The following is a 17,832-nucleotide window of genomic DNA, read 5'->3' as shown; positions in this document are numbered from 1 at the left end:
GCGATGATACTCAGGCCGGCTCCAGGTCCAGGCACACCGAGTTGATGCAATAACGCAGGCCGGTAGGCGGCGGGCCGTCCGGGAACACGTGGCCCAGGTGTGCATCGCACTTGGCGCAGACCACCTCGGTGCGGATCATGCCATGGCTGGTATCGCGCACCTCGACCACGGCCGCACCATCAATCGGCGCGTAGAAGCTCGGCCAGCCACAGCCGGAATCGAACTTGGTCTGGGAGTCGAACAACGGCAGGCCGCAGCAGATGCACTTGTAGATGCCAGGGGTCTTGGTGTCGTTGTATTTGCCGGTAAAGGGCCGCTCGGTCGCCTTCAACCGGCAAACCTGGTACTGCTGCGGGTCGAGCATCGCCCGCCACTCTTCAAAGGTCTTGTGCAACTTGTCCACGGGTACACCTCCGGATCCGAAAAAGCCCGATCTGTGTCTTTTCCACCGATCAGGTGGCACGTATGATTGCGCCTCATCAGTCATCAGTCTGTCACCCGCATCCCAGGCAGACAAACCGATTTTTTCACGGCCCCGGGTCCAGCCTGTCCAGCCGGCACGCCGAGCCGGGTTCATGGCCCTCGATGCCGTCTTTCGTTGCCGCACGTCCATCTTCAGGATCCTCAACATGCAGTTCAGCAAATCGAACAAGCTCGCCAACGTCTGCTACGACATTCGCGGGCCGGTGCTCAAGCACGCCAAACGCCTGGAAGAAGAAGGCCACCGCATTCTCAAGCTGAACATCGGCAACCCGGCGCCATTCGGTTTCGAAGCTCCCGAGGAAATCCTCCAGGACGTCATCCGCAACCTGCCAACCGCACAAGGCTACAGCGACTCCAAGGGCCTGTTCAGCGCCCGCAAGGCGGTCATGCAGTATTACCAGCAGAAGCAGGTCGAAGGCGTCGGCATCGAAGACATCTACCTGGGCAACGGCGTTTCCGAGCTGATCGTGATGTCGATGCAGGCCCTGCTCAATAACGGCGACGAGGTGCTGATCCCGGCGCCCGACTACCCGCTGTGGACGGCGGCGGTGAGCCTGGCCGGCGGCAACCCGGTGCATTACCTGTGCGACGAGCAGGCCAACTGGTGGCCTGACCTGGCCGACATCAAGGCCAAGATCACGCCGAACACCAAGGCCATGGTGATCATCAACCCGAACAACCCCACGGGTGCGGTCTATCCGAAGGAAGTACTGCTGGGCATGCTCGAACTGGCCCGCCAGCACAACCTGGTGGTGTTCTCCGACGAGATCTACGACAAGATTCTCTACGACGAGGCCGTACACATCAGCACCGCTTCGCTGGCCCCCGACGTGCTGTGCCTGACCTTCAACGGCCTGTCCAAGTCGTATCGCGTGGCCGGCTTCCGCTCCGGCTGGCTGGCGATCTCCGGCCCCAAGCAGGCCGCGCAAAGCTATATCGAAGGTATCGACATCCTCGCCAACATGCGCCTGTGCGCCAACGTACCGAGCCAGCATGCCATCCAGACCGCCCTGGGCGGCTACCAGAGCATCAATGACCTGGTACTGCCCCCGGGCCGCCTGCTGGAACAGCGCAACCGCACCTGGGAACTGCTCAACGACATTCCTGGCGTCAGCTGCGTCAAGCCCATGGGCGCGCTGTACGCCTTCCCGCGTATCGACCCCAAGGTCTGCCCGATCCACAACGACGAGAAATTCGTGCTCGACCTGCTGCTCTCGGAAAAGCTGCTGATCGTTCAGGGTACCGCCTTCAACTGGCCGTGGCCTGACCACTTCCGCGTGGTCACCCTGCCTCGCGTCGATGACCTGGAACAGGCGATCGGCCGCATCGGCAACTTCCTCAAGGGCTACCGCCAGTAAGCCTGCCAGGGCGGCCCGGCCCCGCATCGGACCGCCCTACCCTCACCACGCCTCACATCTGCCAGCCAGCCCCGTGCATTGCTGCCTGACTCAGCCAGCGTTCAGCTTGACGCTTTTACTCTGGAGTGAGAGGGGGCGACACAGTTTGAAATAGTCCCTCTGTTGAATAGCAACAGACGGCACCTTATATACCCGGCATCGCGCTGCATATTTATCCGAGGAGAACCTTTCGATCATGATGCGCATTTTGCTGTTTCTGGCCACCAACCTGGCGGTAGTGCTGATTGCCAGCATCACCTTGAGCCTGTTCGGCTTCAACGGGTTCATGGCGGCCAACGGGGTCGATCTGAACCTCAATCAGCTCTTGGTGTTCTGCGCCGTGTTCGGTTTCGCCGGTTCGCTGTTCTCGCTGCTGATCTCCAAATGGTCGGCCAAGATGAGCACGGGGACCCAGGTCATCACCCAGCCGCGCACCCGTCACGAACAGTGGCTGCTGCAGACCGTCGAGCAATTGTCCCGCGAGGCCGGTATCAAGATGCCGGAGGTCGGCATCTTTCCCGCCTACGAAGCCAACGCCTTCGCCACCGGCTGGAACCGCAACGACGCCCTGGTCGCAGTCAGCCAGGGCCTGCTGGAGCGTTTCTCGCCCGATGAAGTCAAGGCCGTGCTGGCCCACGAGATCGGCCACGTCGCCAACGGCGACATGGTCACCCTGGCATTGGTCCAGGGCGTGGTGAACACCTTCGTGATGTTCTTCGCCCGCATCATCGGCAACTTCGTCGACAAGGTGATCTTCAAGACCGAAAACGGCCAGGGTATCGCCTTCTACATCACCACCATCTTCGCCGAGCTGGTCCTGGGCTTCCTGGCCAGCGCCATCGTCATGTGGTTCTCGCGCAAGCGCGAGTACCGTGCCGACGAAGCCGGTGCACAGCTGGCCGGCACCCCGGCGATGATTGGCGCCCTGCAGCGCCTGCAGGCCGAACAGGGCGTGCCGGTGCAGATGCCGGCGACCTTGAGCGCCTTCGGTATCAACGCAGGCCTCAAGCATGGCCTGGCTGGCCTGTTCATGAGCCACCCGCCGCTGGAAGAACGTATCGAGGCGCTGCGCCGCCGCGCTTGATGCCAGGCGTACAGAAAAAGGGCGACCCACGGGTCGCCCTTTCTTTTGCACGCTGCCTTGCCCGCTCAACGCTGTAGGCGGTAGACCTGCTCGTTGAAGTGCGTCGCCCCAGCCTGGCGCGCCTTGGCGTTATTCGGCAGGTCATCCAGGCTTTCCAGCAGGCTGACCTCCCACCCCCAGCGCGCGAGCTGCCCGACCTCCTGGGCAGATACCGCAAAAGGCGGCCCCTCCAGTTGCTCCTGCGGATAATCGAGGGCCACCAAGAGGCCGCGGCAGCTCGACGCAAGCAAGCGATCCAGCACAGCCACATAACGCTCGCGCATGGCCGGCGGCAAGGCGACCATCGCCGCACGATCGTACAGGGCATGCAAAGGGCCGAGCAGTTCAGGTGTCAGCTCGAAAAAGTCACCGCACCATAGCTGGCAGCCACCCCCCTCATACACGTCGAAGGCGCCGCGACGCGAAACGACCGGCTCCACCTGCCGCTCGGCGAAATAGCCCAGTACCGCCTTGTCCGACAGCTCGACACCCACCACCTGATAGCCCTGCTCCACCAGCCAGGTCATGTCCAGGCTCTTGCCGCACAAGGGCACCAGCACCCGGCTAGCAGGCAGCAGCCCGAGGGCGGGCCAATAGCGTTGCAGGTGGGCACTGGGCAAAGGCTGGTGAAAGCCGATCTGCTCGATGGCCCAGCGGTGGTGCCAGAATTCGGGCTCCATGGATCCTCCAATGAATTCGATGAAAAAGCCGAAAAACTTATATTAGATTTTGATGAGTCGTTTGCCGGAAGATGAGCCATCACGTTTTTCAGGAAGTGTCGCTCATGTTGCCCAGCCTGTTCATCTCCCACGGTTCCCCCATGCTCGCCCTGGAGCCGGGCGCCAGCGGTCCGGCCCTGGCACGCCTGGCGGCCAGCCTGCCACGCCCGCGCGCCATCGTCATCGTCTCCGCGCATTGGGAGAGCCAGCAGCTGGAAGTGAACGTCAACCCGCAACCGGAGACCTGGCATGACTTCGGCGGCTTTCCCCCAGCCCTCTACGCGGTAGAGTACCCGGCCCAGGGTGCACCCGAGGTGTCTGCCGAAGTCGCCAGCCTGCTCGAAGCCCACGGCCTGCCGACCCGGCTGAACCCGAGACGACCTTTCGATCATGGTGTGTGGGTGCCGATCGGCCTGATGTATCCGCAGGCCGACATCCCCATCGTCCAGGTATCGCTGCCAAGCCAGCACGGCCCCGCTCTGCAGACACGTATAGGGCGCGCCCTGGCCAGCCTGCGCGAGCAGGGCACCCTGCTGGTCGGCTCAGGCAGCATCACCCATAACCTGCGCGAACTGGACTGGCAGGCCGGCCCCGAGAACGCCACCGGCTGGGCGCTGGAGTTTCGCGACTGGATGGTCGACAAGCTGGCCAGCGAAGACGAAAGCGCCCTGCACGACTACCGCCGCCAGGCGCCGCATGCACAGCGCAATCACCCCAGCGACGAGCACTTGCTGCCTCTGTACTTCGCCCGCGGCGCAGGCGGTGCATTCAGCATCGCCCACCAGGGTTTCACCCTCGGCGCACTGGGCATGGACATCTATCGCTTCGGTTGAGGCTGCTCGCACAGGCTCGTTACCGCCACCTGCCGAACAGGCAAAAAAAATCCCCGATCGCTCGGGGATTTTTCGTACCTGACGGATCAGTCTTCGCGATAGCGGCGCAGCTTGAGCTGCTTGCCGGCCACACGAGTGTCCTTCAGCTTGGCCAGCAGACGATCCAGACCTTCTTCAGGCAGTTCCACCAGGCTGAAGCTGTCGCGGATCTGGATGCGGCCGATGGCATCACGTGCCAGGCCACCCTCGTTGAGGATCGCGCCCAGCAGGTTCTTGGCGGCGATACCATCACGGGCGCCCAGGGCAGTACGGCAGCGCGCACGGCCTTCGCCCAGCGGCATAGGTGCACGACGCTCGCGCTCAGGACGATCACCACGCTCGCCACGATCGGCACGCGGGGCGCTGTTCGGCACCAGCGGACGCTCACGCTCGATGTCGGCCAGAGTCAGCGATTGACCCATGGTGACCTTGCGCAGCAACGCAGCAGCCAGGGCACGCGGCGAGCAGCCGATGTCGGTGGTCAGGCGATCCAGCAGTTCACCATGGCTGGCTTCGGCATCGGCCACCAGCGGCGCCAGGCCGTTGGTGAGCTTCTTGATGCGCGCACTGAGGATGGTCTGCGCATCGGGCAGGCGAACCTCGGCGACCTTCTGGCCGGTGACACGCTCGATGACCTGCAGCATGCGGCGCTCGCGTGGAGTCACCAGCAGCAGGGCACGACCTTCACGACCGGCACGGCCGGTACGGCCGATACGGTGCACGTAGGACTCGGGATCGTACGGCATGTCGACGTTGAACACGTGGGTGATACGCGGTACGTCCAGGCCACGGGCGGCGACGTCGGTGGCGACGACGATGTCCAGGCGACCATCCTTGAGAGAGTCGATGACCCGCTCACGCTGGTTCTGGGCAATGTCGCCGTTCAGCGCGGCAGCCTTGTAGCCTTTGGCTTCCAGGGCGCTGGCCAGGTCCAGGGTGGCCTGCTTGGTACGCACGAACATGATCAGCGCGTCGAAGTCTTCGACTTCCAGCAGGCTCAGGACCGCGTTGGTCTTCTGGTCGGCGTGGACCAGCAGGTGGGCCTGCTCGATCTTGGTGACGGTCTGGGTCTTGGTCTGGATCTTGACGTGCTGCGGGTTGCGCAGATGGCGCTCGGCGATGGCACGGATCGACGGCGGCAGGGTCGCCGAGAACAGGACGGTCTGGCGGCTTTCCGGCATGGCGTCGAAGATCACTTCGAGGTCATCCATGAAGCCCAGCTTGAGCATTTCGTCGGCTTCGTCGAGTACCAGATGGTTGACGGTAGCCAGGACTTTCTCGTCGCGACGCAGGTGGTCGCACAGGCGGCCCGGTGTGGCGACGATGATCTGTGCGCCGTTGCGGATGGCCTTGAGCTGTGGGCCCATAGGGGCGCCACCGTAGACGGCGACGACGTTCACCGCCGGCATCTGCTTGGCATAGGTTTCGAAGGCAGTGGCCACTTGCAGGGCCAGCTCGCGGGTGGGCGCCAGGATCAGGGCCTGGGGCTCACGCTTGCTCGGATCGATACGGTTGAGGATCGGCAGCGCGAACGCTGCAGTCTTGCCGGTACCGGTCTGCGCCTGACCGATCATGTCGTGACCGGCAAGGATGATCGGGATCGATTGCTGCTGGATGGCCGATGGCTCTTCGTAGCCGGTGGCGATTACCGCAGCAACAATATTCGGATGAAGGTCGAGAGCGGCGAAGCCGCCGGTTTCCTGGGTCATGGGTCTGCCTCTGGTGCATCCGCAAAGACCCATGCTGCAAAGCTGCGCGTGCCGTGTACGACTCAAGAGTCACCCTGGCTGCTTTGTGGCGGGGATTTGCGAAAACAATGAATGAATGGATCGTTCAGGATGGTTCGGCTTGCGAACCAGCGACCGAAGCAGGCTCCGGCAATTGCATCCCTCTGAACGACGGCCCTGTAAAAGGCCGGCGCGCACTATACCGGAATTGACCGCACAGGTGATGGTTTTTTTTATGAAACATGTCTCGCTGCAAACACCCAACAACCGGCATTTTCGCCACTTTTGTGCACTGCGCAATCGATTGCGCGGACATCGCCGCTAAATCGATTCATGTTCGCTGACAATTTTCTGTCGCGACGCTGGCCGGGGTGCGACGTTCCGTCTCGCCCGCTCGTCAGGTGGCCGCCCTTATGTCCCGGATCAGCGACTCCAGACTGTAGCCCAGGCGCGGTGCCAGCGCCTGGGCGCGATCCAGAAGGCCGTCGGTATCCAGGACCTGGTCGAGGTCGGCAGGGACCAGCAGGATGACATTGCCCTCCTTCACCGGCAGCTCCCAGTAATGGCGGTGATAGAGGCCCCGCAGCAACGCGGCGCCCAACGGGCGACCGTCATCGGTGGCCCACTGGTTGATGACCAGCCAGCCACCGGGATTCAGGCGCTTCTGGCAGCTTTCCAGGAAATTCCACGCCAGGTGGCCGGGTGCAGGCCCCACGTCGGTGTACAGGTCGACGAAGATCAGGTCGGCGGGCTCGGCGCTGTCCAGCAGGGTCACCGCGTCACCGATGCGCACATACAGCCGCGGATCGTCGTCCAGTCCCAGGTACTGCATGGCCAGGCGCGGCACGTCAGGGCGCAATTCGATGGCCTCGACATCTTCCAGCGGCAGGAACTTCAGGCACGCCTGGGTCAGGGTCCCGGCGCCCAGGCCGAGGAACAGCGCACTTTCCGGCGCCTCGTGGCACAGCGCGCCGATCAGCATGGCGCGGGTGTAGTCGTACTCCAGCCAGCTGGGGTCGGCGGTGAAGGTACAGCTCTGCTCGATGGCTTCGCCGAACTCGAGAAAGCGGTAATCCTCGACTTCCAGTACACGGATCACACCGAAATCATCATGGACTTCGGCGAGGACCCGTTCTTCACGCTCCTGACTCATGCTTTCTCCTGGCGGCTGGCGGATGCGCCTGACGGCACAGGCGCGGATTGTCGGCCAAGCGGGCGGCTTTGTCACAATTATCGGCGCCGCCGCAACGGTCGCCGATGCAGGAACTGCTACCATGCGGCCTCCGATCTGCCCTCACAAGAGCCAATAATGAACCGACCCTGGAGCCCGGACAGCTGGCGGGCCTTGCCGATCCAGCAACAACCTCTCTACCCTGACGCCGCCAAGGTGCAACGCGTGGAAAGCACCCTGGCCGGCTTTCCGCCGCTGGTGTTCGCCGGCGAGGCACGCGAACTGCGCCGCCAGTTCGCCGAAGTGACCCAGGGCCGGGCCTTCCTGCTGCAGGGCGGTGACTGCGCCGAGAGCTTCGCCGAGTTTTCTGCGGCGAAGATCCGCGACACCTTCAAGGTGCTGTTGCAAATGGCTATCGTCATGACCTTCGCCTCCGGCTGTCCGGTGGTCAAGGTCGGACGCATGGCCGGGCAGTTCGCCAAGCCGCGCTCGGCCAACGACGAGACCATTGATGGTGTGACCCTGCCCGCCTACCGCGGTGACATCGTCAACGGCATCGGCTTCGACTCCGCCAGCCGGGTGCCGGACCCCGAGCGCCTGCTGCAGGCCTACCACCAGTCCACTGCCACCCTCAACCTGCTGCGCGCCTTCGCCCAGGGCGGCTTCGCCGACCTGCATCAGGTACACCAGTGGAACTTGGACTTCATCGCCAACTCGGCGCTGGCTGAAAAATACAGCCAGTTGGCCGACCGCATCGACGAAACCCTGGCTTTCATGCGTGCCTGCGGCCTGGACAGCGCGCCGCAACTGCGCGAAACCAGCTTCTTCACCGCCCACGAGGCGTTGCTGCTCAATTACGAAGAAGCCTTCGTGCGCCGCGACAGCCTCACCCAGGATTACTACGACTGTTCGGCGCACATGCTGTGGATCGGCGACCGCACCCGGCAGCTGGACGGTGCGCACGTGGAATTCCTGCGCGGCGTGCACAACCCCATCGGGGTGAAAGTCGGCCCGAGCATGAACACCGACGACCTGATCCGCCTGATCGACATCCTCAACCCGGACAACGACCCGGGCCGCCTGAACCTGATCGCGCGGATGGGCGCCGGCAAGGTCGGCGATCACCTGCCGGGGCTGATCCGCGCGGTGCAACGTGAAGGCCGTCAGGTGTTGTGGAGTTCAGACCCGATGCATGGCAATACCATCAAGGCCAGCAGCGGCTACAAGACCCGCGACTTCGCGCAGATCCTCAGCGAAGTGAAGCAGTTCTTCCAAGTCCACCAGGCCGAAGGGACGCATGCCGGGGGTATTCACATCGAGATGACCGGGCAGAACGTCACCGAATGCATCGGCGGTGCACGACCGATCACCGAAGATGGCTTGTCGGATCGCTACCACACCCACTGCGACCCGCGCATGAACGCCGACCAGTCGCTGGAACTGGCGTTCCTGATTGCCGAGACCCTCAAGCAGGTCAAGCGCTGATGCCACTGGCGCCGCGGCTCAGACCTTGAGCGCCAGGATCACCGCGCAGACCACCAGAAACAGGCAGAACAGCAGGCGCAGCAGACGCTCAGGCATCGAATGCGCCAGCTTGACCCCCCAGCTGATACTGGCCAGACCACCCACCGCCAGCGGCACGCCCATGTGCCAGTCAACATGGTGGTGCCAGGCGTAGGTCAGCAGGGTAATGCCCGTGCTGGGTGCCGCCAGTGACAGCGCCAGCCCCTGAGCCACCACCTGGCTGGCACCAAACAGGCTGGTAAGGATCGGCGTAGCGACCACTCCGCCCCCGACCCCGAACAGTCCGCCGGCGATGCCGGACCCCACCCCCAGCAGCCACAGCCAGTTCTCGCGTTGCAGCCCGCTGCCGAGCCGTGGGCTGCGGCGCAGCATCTGCATCAGGTTGAACAGGATCAGCACCACCAGGAACCCCACGAAACCCAGGCGCATGACTTGCGGATCCAGGCCTACTGCCCAGAGCGACATCAGCCAGGCGAAGATGAAACTGGGCACGATGAGCATCAGGGCGTGTCTGAGGTGGATGCGATTGCGCTGGTTGTAGCGCCACAGGGCCAGCAGCACGTTGGGCAGGACCATCAACAGCGCTGTGCCCTGGGCCAACTGCTGGTCCAGGCCGAACAGCACGCCCAGCGCCGGAATGGCCACCAGCCCGCCGCCAATGCCGAACAGGCCACCCAATGTGCCCATGGCAGCGCCCAACAACACGTAGATCAACACCTCTATCACACACACTCCTCGACTGGGCCCAAGCTTCCACAAGACCCTGAGGTCAGCGACCTGCACGAATCATCTGGCGCATTAAAGATCACAACACTAAATTACCCCACTGCCTCGATCCATCAGGAGTACCCATGACCGACACACCCGCTGGCTGCGACGCCTTGCAGCTCGACAACCAGCTGTGCTTCGCGCTGTATTCGACATCGCTGATGATGACCAAGACCTACAAGCCCTTGCTGCAGGCCTTGGGTCTGACCTACCCGCAGTACTTGGTGATGCTGGTGCTCTGGGAGCGCGATGGCCTGACCGTGGGCGAGGTCAGCACACGGATGCTCACCGATCCCGGCTCGCTGACGCCCTTGCTCAAGCGCCTGGAAGGCGAAGGCCTGCTCGACCGGGTGCGCAGCAAGCAGGACGAGCGTGTGGTGCTGCTGCACCTCACCCAGAAAGGCCGCGACCTGCAGGCCCAGGCAAAGGAAGTCCCCAACTGCATCCTCGCCGCCAGCGGTCTGGATATGGAACGGCTGCGCCAGTTACAAGGCCAGTTGCTCGCACTGCGCGACAGCCTTCAGGAACATCTCTGACCACTCCGCTGCCCGGCCTGGCAACCTGCAAGCCAGGCCGGGCAGAATAACCGCAAATCCAGGCTGACACATCCTGAAACGACTTCATGGCCGAATGGCCTAGAATGCTTTCGCAACAGTAAATAGCAAGCATTAACATTCGCATCCTTTTAATAACACACTGCCATCACCTTAGGATGCTCACCCCCATGTCTGCCCCATCGCGTCTGTCGCCCCTGGCCTTCGGCATCTCTGCCCTGCTCGGGGCCGGCTTCGCCTGCGCCGCCTCCACCACGCTGCCAGAAACCGCCATCAACGCCAGCAATGAACAGGAAGAGACCAACCCACGGGTCAAGGACGTCAGTACGGCGACCCGCACCAACACCCCGGTACGCTATGTGCCGCAGGCCATCGATACGGTAAAGACCAGCAACGTGCTGGACTACGGAACGCAGAGCCTGGGAGCCGCCCTGAACGGGCTGCCCAACGTCAGCGACAGTTCCGATACACGCTTCGATGGCCTGCGTATTCGTGGCTTCGATGCCAGCAACGACTTCTACCTCGACGGCATCCGCGACGACAGCCAGTACGTGCGTGACCTGCACAACATCGAACGTCTGGAAGTGCTCAAGGGGCCGGCCGCCGTGCTGTACGGCCGTGGCAGCCAGGGAGGCATCGTGAACCGGGTCAGCAAGGCACCGCAGGTCGGCCGCCGATCCAGTATCGAAGCCCAGGGCGGCAGCAACGACCTGCGCAGCCTGTACGCCGACCTCAGCACGGACCCGACTGATACCCTGAGTTTGCGTCTGAACATGGGCAACATGGATGCCAACAGCTTTCGTGACGGTATTTCCAGCCATCGCCAGCTGTTCGCCCCCTCGATGAGCTGGCAGCTCACCCCGGCGCTGAACTGGCTGGTGCAGTACGAATACAGCCGTTTTGATCGCACCCCGGATCGCGGCATCCCCGGGGTCGGCGGCCGCCCGGCTGACGTCGGTCGCGACACCACCTACGGCGACAACCGCGATTACATCGATGACAAGGCGCAATCACTGCGTTCCAGGCTCAGCTACGACATCAACCTCGATTGGCAACTGCGCCAGACCCTGGGGGTATTCCAGCTCGACAGCGATTTCGACAACACCTACCTGACTGGCTACACCGCCGCCACCAATCGTGTGACGCGCCAGCGCTGGCAACAAGACCTGCGCACCCGCAACGTCTTCAACAACCTGGAACTGGAAGGTCGCATCGAGACCTTTGGCCTGGAGCATCGCCTGCTGACTGGCGTCGAGGTTGGCAGCCAGCGCCGTGACCCCAGGCTTTACACCGCCGCGACCAGTGGCGCGGGCAGCCAGACCGTACCAACCCTGGACCTCTACAACCCGGACCGGCGCCAGAGCCACACCGGCCGCATGACGTTGTCCAGCCACAACTACACCGAGGTAGACAGCCGCGCCTTGTACGTCCAGGACCAGCTGCGCCTCAATGACCAATGGCAACTGCTCGGCGGCCTGCGCTACGACCGCTTCGAGGTGGAAACCACCAACCGTGTTCGCGGCATCAGTGAAGCGCGCGACAGCCATAGCACCAGCCCACGAGTGGGCGTGGTCTGGACGCCGTTGCCGGAGCACTCCTTCTACGCATCCTGGACCAAAACCTTCTCACCGGTCGGCGGCGGCCTGATCGGCATCACCCCTGGGACGAGCGGCAACGCCAACGAACTGAGCCCGGAGTTGACCAAACAGAAGGAAGTCGGCGTTAAGAGCGACTGGCTGGGCGACCGCCTGAGCACCACGCTGGCCCTCTACGAGCTGGAGCTTTACAACCGCCGCACCACTGACCCGAACGACCCGAGCCTGACGATCCTCACCGGTCTGCAACGCTCACGTGGCGTAGAGCTGACCGCCAGTGGCCAACTGGTGGGCAACTGGTACCTGCGCGGTGGTGTCGGCATTCAGGACGCCACTATCGTCGAAGACAACAACGGCCTGGCCGGTAACCGCGTGAGCAACGTGGCCAAGCGCAACGGCAGTCTGTTCCTGACCTGGAAACCGGAAAGCGGCTGGTATGCCGAAACCGGCGTAACCCTGGTCGGACAGCGCTATGCCGATAACCAGAACACCACGGTACTGCCCGGCTATGGGCGCTGGGATGTCCTGGCCGGTTACCGCCAGAAGGAATGGGACCTGCGCGCGGCGCTGAGCAACCTCACTGACCGCACCTACTACAGCTCAGCCACCAGTGCCGCACAGATCCGCGTAGGCGATCCGCGCAGCCTGGTGGTCACAGGCACCTACAGTTTCTAGATCGACCGCTTCTCGCCACTGAAGTCGCGCCTACCGGGCCCTGTGTTCTTGACCCGGCAAAGCGGCTTCAGCGGTGCAGCTGCAAGGCGTGCGAGTTCTCAGGCTGAAAAAATTTTCAACATTTAACTTGCGCACAAAATTATTGCGAGCTACATTTCAACCCACATTAGTTAGCGCGCAAGATAAATGCGCGACATTTCACTCAGAGAGGTAACACCATGAAAGCGCTCTACACCGCAGTCGCAACCTCCACCGGTGGCCGTGACGGCCGTGCGATTTCCAGCGACAAAATCCTCGACGTGAAACTGGCCACCCCCAAAGAGCTGGGCGGTGCCGGTGGTGAGGCCACCAACCCTGAGCAGCTGTTCGCCGCTGGCTATTCGGCATGCTTCATCGGCGCGCTGAAATTCGTCGCCAGCCAAAGCAAGCGCAGCATCCCGGCCGACGCCTCGATTACCGCGCACGTCGGTATCGGTCAGATTCCGGGTGGCTTCGGTCTGGATATCGACCTGCACATCAACCTGCCCGGCCTGGACCAGGCCCAGGCGCAGGAACTGGTCGATGCAGCTCACCAGGTCTGCCCGTACTCCAACGCCACCCGTGGCAATGTCGATGTACGCCTGCACGTAACCGTGTAACAAACCGGCAGCAACGAAAAAGCCCGCGCAAATGCGCGGGCTTTTTCATGCAACCAGGACAGCGCCGAAATTACTTGGCGCGGCCTTTGTAAGAACCGCCATCGCGGGTATCGATCTCGATCATGTCGCCGATCTCGATGAAGTCGGCAACCTGCAGCTCGGTGCCGTTCTTCAGTTTGGCAGGCTTCATGACCTTGCCGGAGGTGTCGCCACGAGCGGCGTTCTCGGTGTAGTCGACCTGACGCACGATGGTGGTCGGCAGCTCTACGGAAACCAGGCGCTCTTCGAAGAACACGGCTTCGCAGACGTCAGTCATGCCTTCTTCGACGAACGGCAGAACGGCCTCGATATCTTCGGCGTTCAGCTCGTACATGGTGTAGTCGGTGGTGTCCATGAAGGTGTAGCTGTCACCGCTGATGTAGGACAGGGTGGCTTCCTTGCGATCCAGGATCACGTCGTCCAGCTTGTCGTCTGCGCCGTATACGGTCTCGGTCTTGTAGCCGGTCAGCAGGTTCTTCAGCTTGGTCTTCATGATCGCGCTGTTACGACCGGACTTGGTGAACTCGGCCTTTTGTACCAGCCAAGGATCGTTGTCGATACGGATCACGGTACCGGGTTTCAGCTCTTTACCAGTTTTCATTGCATATATCCGAATTTGGATGGAATTAGCAGAAGGCTCTGTACGAGAAATAGCCTACGCAGGCCGCTTTCCGTACAGAGCCTGATATCAAGGCCGCGTATCATAGCGAATTTCGATAAAACTGCACCAGCGCCGTGGCAAGATCGCTCCGCGCAGCCTGACGTTGGCACCAATGTTCAGCATGCTCGACGACTTGTGACCAATGCGCCTGGAGCTGCCGCCAATGGCTGGCCAGCTCTTCACCGGCACACCAGGCACGCCACAGGCCGTTGGTCGCCTCGGCGGCCGGCGCCGGCAGGCCATCCAGATAAAGCTGCAGAAATGCGTCCAGCTTGGGCCAGTGTGCCCCTTCGTCCTGCTGGTAAATGTGCCAGAGCATCGGTCGCCCGGCCCACTGCGCGCGCACGAAGGAATCCTCGCCGCGCACCACGTTGAAATCGCAGCTCCATAGCAGACGGTCGTACTGCTCCTGGCGGATGAACGGCAAGACCTGCACGGTCAGGACGCCACGCTGGCGAATGGCACCGGCCGTCAGCCCGTGCTCGCCCAGCCAGGCCTGCAGGTCGCCGAGGATGCGCCCTTCGGGCACCAGCAGATGAGTGGCCCGCCCTTCTGCCACCAAGGCATCCAGCCAGCTCCCCAGGCCGGAGTTCTCATAGGCGAACAGCGAAATGAGCCTGGCCCCCGTTGCAGGCTGCACACCCAGCGAGGCGAGAAAGGCCTGGCGGGCTGCCGGGTCGGCCTGGAAGGCCTGGCGCTGTGCAACCAGCCCCTGCTCGCGTAGCAAGCCACCGGTGCGCTCGTCGAAGCCAGGAAAGAAAAACCACTTCTTCAGCCCGTTGGCCTGCGGCGATGGCAGGCCGTGGCAACCGCCTACCCACGCCTCGGCACTGAGGTAATCGAGATTCAGCCACAACGGCGGCGTTTCACGCTGGCACATGGCCTCGACATAAGCGGCCGGCAAGGTACAGGCGAACGCCTCGATGACCACATCGGCTACCGGCTCTGGCTGCCATGGCGCAGCCCAGTGCCGGATCTCCACACCGGCCTGCTGCTGCCGGGCGGCCTGCGGATCGGCCTCGGGGCACAGGCGCACGAATGCGGCCAGGTCGTTGATCCACAGGCGCACCGCGACACCGTGCTCGGCCACCAGTTGCCGAGCCAGGCGCCAGGTCACCCCTACGTCACCGTAGTTATCCACGACATCACAGAAAATGTCCCAATCGACTCGCATCACCGCTCCAGCACACCGCTTGCAAAGGCGCGATTGTCGCGCGGAACCCGAGTCTTCCACCAGCGAGACAGCAACGTGGCACAATGACCGGGTCGTCCACGCAAGGAAGTGTCGCCATGTCCTCCAGCCGCCGCCACGAACTCTACGTGTCGCTCAAACTGATCCTGTGCATCGCCCTGGGTATCTGGCTGGGCGCCGTCGCCGTGATCCTCACCGGACCGCTGCTGATCAAGGCCCTCCCCGCCGCACAGACCCAGGCCCTGGCCGAAGCGAGCGCACGGATCGCCCCGCCGCCGCCCCCGGCCGCCAAACAACCGGACACCATGCTGCGCAAGTTCGAGCAGAACCTGCGTGAAAGCGAAGCCCGCCAGGCTCAGGAATACGAACAGGCGCGGCAGAACCGTCAGTTCAACCGCGCCAAGTGCGATTTCTGGCTGCAACAGGACCGCACCGCACCGAGCGAAAAGAGCCGGGCCAGTGTCAACGAATTCTGCGGATAAGCCATGAACAAGCAGCAGGTACTGCAACTGATCGAGCAACGCCTGGCGCACGACCTGGAAGTCGCCCAGCGCGCCGCGCAGACGGCCTACGAGGCCGCGACTCACGAAGAGAGCATCGCCGAGAACAAGTACGACACCCTGGGACTTGAGGCCTCTTATCTGGCCGCCGGACAGGCCCGTCGGGTCGAGGAAATCCGCCACGCCCTGGGTTTGTACCGGCAGTTCACCTTGCGGTCTTTCGACGAGGCTCGCGGTATCCAGGTCGGCGACCTGGTCACCCTGGAGGCTGGCAGTGGCGAGCAGCGCCACCTGTTTCTCGGCCCGGATGCTGCGGGGCTCAAGGTGCAGGCGGGCGAATGCGCGGTGACGGTAATCACCGCCCGCGCGCCACTGGGCCAGAATCTGCTGGGCAAGACCGAAGGCGACGAGGTGGCGATCGGCGTGGCCGGGCAGCGCCAGGCCTTCGAAGTGCTGCAGGTGCAGTAAGACGCCTGGGCGGTACGGGGTTGCCGGGCCCAGCGCTTTGTGAGTAAGGTGCAGTTTCGCTGCCAGGCGGCGACAGGAGCAGTACCCAGGACCCGTTACCCAAGGAGATTTTCATGACGAACGTCATCGCTTTTCCTGACGCACATGAACGTGATCGCCTGAGGTCCAGTGAGAGTCCGGCGTTGAAGTACCTGAGCAAGAAAGAACGGCAACTGATCGAGCAGTTGCGCCTGACCAGCCATGCGGGCCGTCAGTACATCTACGACTATGCCCGCCTCATGCAACTGACCCGGCCTCTACATCCCTCCTGAGGCGCAGCGCCGGGCCTTCACGATGCAAGCCATGCGGCGACGCAGACAGACTCATCGAGCCTGTGCCCGTCGCCGTTTCATCAATGGCTGAGCGACCAGACCAGTGCCGAGATGGCCACCACGCCAGACGCCACCACGAAGACATTGGAGAGCTTGCCGGCATACTGACGCATGGCCGGTACCTTGCGGATGGCATACATCGGCATGAGAAACAGCAGCACCGAGATCACCGGCCCACCCAGGGTTTCGATCATGCCCAGGATGCTCGGGTTGAGGGTTGCCACGATCCAGCACACCAGCAGCATGCACAGAGCGGTAAGGCGATCCAGCGCCTTGCTGCCAATGCGCGCGCCCGACTTCAATACCAATCCCTTGAAGCCTTCACTGGCACCGATGTAGTGGCCCAGGAACGACTTGGAAATTGCCACCAGCGCGATCAACGGGGCGGCGAAGGCGATGGTCGGGTTGCTGAAGTGGTTGGCCAGGTACGACAGCACGGAAAGGTTCTGCGCCTTGGCCTCGGCCAGTTGGGCTGGCGACAGGGTCAGCACGCAGCTGAACACGAAGAACAGCACCATCGACACCATCAGCAGGTGCGCCCGCGCCAGGATCTTCGAGCTGCGGGCTTCGGCCTGCTCACCATACAGACGCTTCTGGTCCACGGCGAACGCCGAGATGATCGGCGTGTGGTTGAACGAGAAGACCATCACTGGAATGGCCAGCCACAGCGCCGGCAGGAAGCTCGACGGCTCCGGCAACGCGCTGGCGGTGGTCAGGATGCCACCGTTCCAGTGCGGGATCAGGAACACGGCCAGGAACAGCAGCGAAACGATGAACGGATAGACCATCAGGCTCATCACCTTGACGATGGCCCGCTCACCGCAACGTACTACGGCCAGCAGGCCGAGGATCAGCACGAACGCCAACAACGCTCGAGGCGGCGGCTGGATGTGCAGCTGATGCTCCAGGAAGCTGCTGACGGTGTTGGTCAGGCCGACGCTGTAGATCAGCAGGATCGGAAAAATCGCGAAGAAGTACAGCAGGGTGATGATTGCCCCGGCGCCTTTGCCGAAGTGCTCCTCGACCACCTCAGTGATATCACCGCCGCTGCGTCCCGACAGCACGAAGCGGGTCAGCCCGCGGTGAGCGAAGAAGGTCATGGGGAACGCCAGCAAAGCCAGGGCCAACAACGGCCAGAAGCCGCCGATACCAGCGCTGATGGGCAGGAACAGGGTGCCAGCACCGATGGCGGTGCCGAACAGGCCAAGCATCCAGGTGGTGTCGTGACGATTCCACGCGGTGTTTTCCGCGATTTCGGGGTCCAGGCGTTCTGCGACGCTATTGGCCTGATCGTTCATCCGGTCGTGTCTCCGTTTCCGGTAATTGCACAAGCAAAGGCACCACGTAGGGTCTTG

At 62.9% G+C, this 17,832-nt stretch carries 18 protein-coding genes; 10 read left to right on the top strand and 8 right to left on the bottom strand.

The window, feature by feature from the left end:
• Positions 1 to 10 precede the first annotated feature (10 nt).
• Entirely contained in the window at positions 11 to 403 is a 393-nt protein-coding gene (msrB, locus tag RRX38_RS22665; protein WP_315960738.1) for a peptide-methionine (R)-S-oxide reductase MsrB, read from the bottom strand.
• A 226-nt stretch (positions 404 to 629) separates the two neighbouring features.
• On the opposite strand from msrB, the gene RRX38_RS22660 reads away from it, so the two are divergent.
• Positions 630 to 1,841, top strand: coding sequence for a pyridoxal phosphate-dependent aminotransferase (locus RRX38_RS22660; protein ID WP_295478825.1), 1,212 nt, complete (start codon positions 630 to 632; stop codon positions 1,839 to 1,841).
• 235 nt (positions 1,842 to 2,076) lie between these two features.
• Positions 2,077 to 2,964: a protease HtpX gene (htpX, locus tag RRX38_RS22655; RefSeq protein WP_295478828.1), complete on the top strand. Its 888-nt coding sequence runs from the start codon at positions 2,077 to 2,079 to the stop codon at positions 2,962 to 2,964.
• A gap of 65 nt (positions 2,965 to 3,029) precedes the next feature.
• Here htpX and RRX38_RS22650 read toward each other — a convergent pair whose 3' ends face one another.
• Positions 3,030 to 3,683, bottom strand: coding sequence for a thiopurine S-methyltransferase (locus RRX38_RS22650; protein ID WP_315960736.1), 654 nt, complete (start codon positions 3,681 to 3,683; stop codon positions 3,030 to 3,032).
• A gap of 104 nt (positions 3,684 to 3,787) precedes the next feature.
• Here RRX38_RS22650 and RRX38_RS22645 point away from each other — a divergent pair, with 104 nt between their 5' ends.
• The gene (locus tag RRX38_RS22645; protein ID WP_315960735.1) at positions 3,788 to 4,555 is read left to right on the top strand and encodes a class III extradiol ring-cleavage dioxygenase; all 768 of its coding nucleotides are present in this window, start codon (positions 3,788 to 3,790) and stop codon (positions 4,553 to 4,555) included.
• Between the two features lie 86 nt (positions 4,556 to 4,641).
• Here RRX38_RS22645 and RRX38_RS22640 read toward each other — a convergent pair whose 3' ends face one another.
• Positions 4,642 to 6,336 (bottom strand): DEAD/DEAH box helicase, encoded by a 1,695-nt coding sequence (locus RRX38_RS22640; protein WP_295478838.1) that lies wholly within the window; start codon positions 6,334 to 6,336, stop codon positions 4,642 to 4,644.
• Positions 6,337 to 6,718: 382 nt separating this feature from the next.
• Positions 6,719 to 7,474 carry a spermidine synthase gene (locus RRX38_RS22635; RefSeq protein WP_315960734.1) on the bottom strand — a complete coding sequence of 252 codons (756 nt, stop codon included), beginning with the start codon at positions 7,472 to 7,474 and terminating at the stop codon, positions 6,719 to 6,721.
• Positions 7,475 to 7,630: 156 nt separating this feature from the next.
• On the opposite strand from RRX38_RS22635, the gene RRX38_RS22630 reads away from it, so the two are divergent.
• Positions 7,631 to 8,977 (top strand): class II 3-deoxy-7-phosphoheptulonate synthase, encoded by a 1,347-nt coding sequence (locus tag RRX38_RS22630; protein ID WP_295478844.1) that lies wholly within the window; start codon positions 7,631 to 7,633, stop codon positions 8,975 to 8,977.
• Between the two features lie 18 nt (positions 8,978 to 8,995).
• Here RRX38_RS22630 and RRX38_RS22625 read toward each other — a convergent pair whose 3' ends face one another.
• Positions 8,996 to 9,742: a sulfite exporter TauE/SafE family protein gene (locus tag RRX38_RS22625; protein ID WP_315960732.1), complete on the bottom strand. Its 747-nt coding sequence runs from the start codon at positions 9,740 to 9,742 to the stop codon at positions 8,996 to 8,998.
• 125 nt (positions 9,743 to 9,867) lie between these two features.
• On the opposite strand from RRX38_RS22625, the gene RRX38_RS22620 reads away from it, so the two are divergent.
• From RRX38_RS22620 to RRX38_RS22610, 3 genes are all read left to right on the top strand, one after another.
• Complete coding sequence (locus RRX38_RS22620) at positions 9,868 to 10,320, top strand: MarR family transcriptional regulator (protein WP_315960731.1); 453 nt, start codon at positions 9,868 to 9,870, stop codon at positions 10,318 to 10,320.
• 188 nt (positions 10,321 to 10,508) lie between these two features.
• Positions 10,509 to 12,608 (top strand): TonB-dependent siderophore receptor, encoded by a 2,100-nt coding sequence (locus tag RRX38_RS22615; RefSeq protein WP_315960730.1) that lies wholly within the window; start codon positions 10,509 to 10,511, stop codon positions 12,606 to 12,608.
• Between the two features lie 218 nt (positions 12,609 to 12,826).
• Positions 12,827 to 13,246 (top strand): organic hydroperoxide resistance protein, encoded by a 420-nt coding sequence (locus RRX38_RS22610; protein WP_315960729.1) that lies wholly within the window; start codon positions 12,827 to 12,829, stop codon positions 13,244 to 13,246.
• A 70-nt stretch (positions 13,247 to 13,316) separates the two neighbouring features.
• Here RRX38_RS22610 and efp read toward each other — a convergent pair whose 3' ends face one another.
• Both efp and earP read right to left on the bottom strand, forming a co-directional pair.
• The gene (efp, locus tag RRX38_RS22605) at positions 13,317 to 13,886 is read right to left on the bottom strand and encodes an elongation factor P (RefSeq protein ID WP_315960728.1); all 570 of its coding nucleotides are present in this window, start codon (positions 13,884 to 13,886) and stop codon (positions 13,317 to 13,319) included.
• A 100-nt stretch (positions 13,887 to 13,986) separates the two neighbouring features.
• Complete coding sequence (earP, locus tag RRX38_RS22600; protein WP_315960727.1) at positions 13,987 to 15,120, bottom strand: elongation factor P maturation arginine rhamnosyltransferase EarP; 1,134 nt, start codon at positions 15,118 to 15,120, stop codon at positions 13,987 to 13,989.
• Positions 15,121 to 15,236: 116 nt separating this feature from the next.
• On the opposite strand from earP, the gene RRX38_RS22595 reads away from it, so the two are divergent.
• From RRX38_RS22595 to RRX38_RS22585, 3 genes are all read left to right on the top strand, one after another.
• On the top strand, positions 15,237 to 15,620 hold the full coding sequence (locus RRX38_RS22595; RefSeq protein WP_315960725.1) for a hypothetical protein: 384 nt from the start codon (positions 15,237 to 15,239) through the stop codon (positions 15,618 to 15,620).
• 3 nt (positions 15,621 to 15,623) lie between these two features.
• Entirely contained in the window at positions 15,624 to 16,106 is a 483-nt protein-coding gene (locus tag RRX38_RS22590) for a GreA/GreB family elongation factor (protein WP_315960724.1), read from the top strand.
• A 113-nt stretch (positions 16,107 to 16,219) separates the two neighbouring features.
• A complete protein-coding gene (locus RRX38_RS22585) occupies positions 16,220 to 16,417 on the top strand; it encodes a hypothetical protein (RefSeq protein ID WP_295478870.1) in 198 nt (65 codons plus the stop codon).
• An 80-nt stretch (positions 16,418 to 16,497) separates the two neighbouring features.
• Here RRX38_RS22585 and RRX38_RS22580 read toward each other — a convergent pair whose 3' ends face one another.
• On the bottom strand, positions 16,498 to 17,775 hold the full coding sequence (locus tag RRX38_RS22580) for an aromatic amino acid transport family protein (protein WP_315960723.1): 1,278 nt from the start codon (positions 17,773 to 17,775) through the stop codon (positions 16,498 to 16,500).
• Positions 17,776 to 17,832 lie beyond the last annotated feature (57 nt).

The sequence above is a fragment of the Pseudomonas sp. DTU_2021_1001937_2_SI_NGA_ILE_001 genome (genome assembly GCF_032463525.1).
GTDB lineage: Bacteria > Pseudomonadota > Gammaproteobacteria > Pseudomonadales > Pseudomonadaceae > Aquipseudomonas.
Note: the sequence above shows the minus strand (reverse complement) of the source record. Positions and strands in the feature narration are given on the sequence as shown.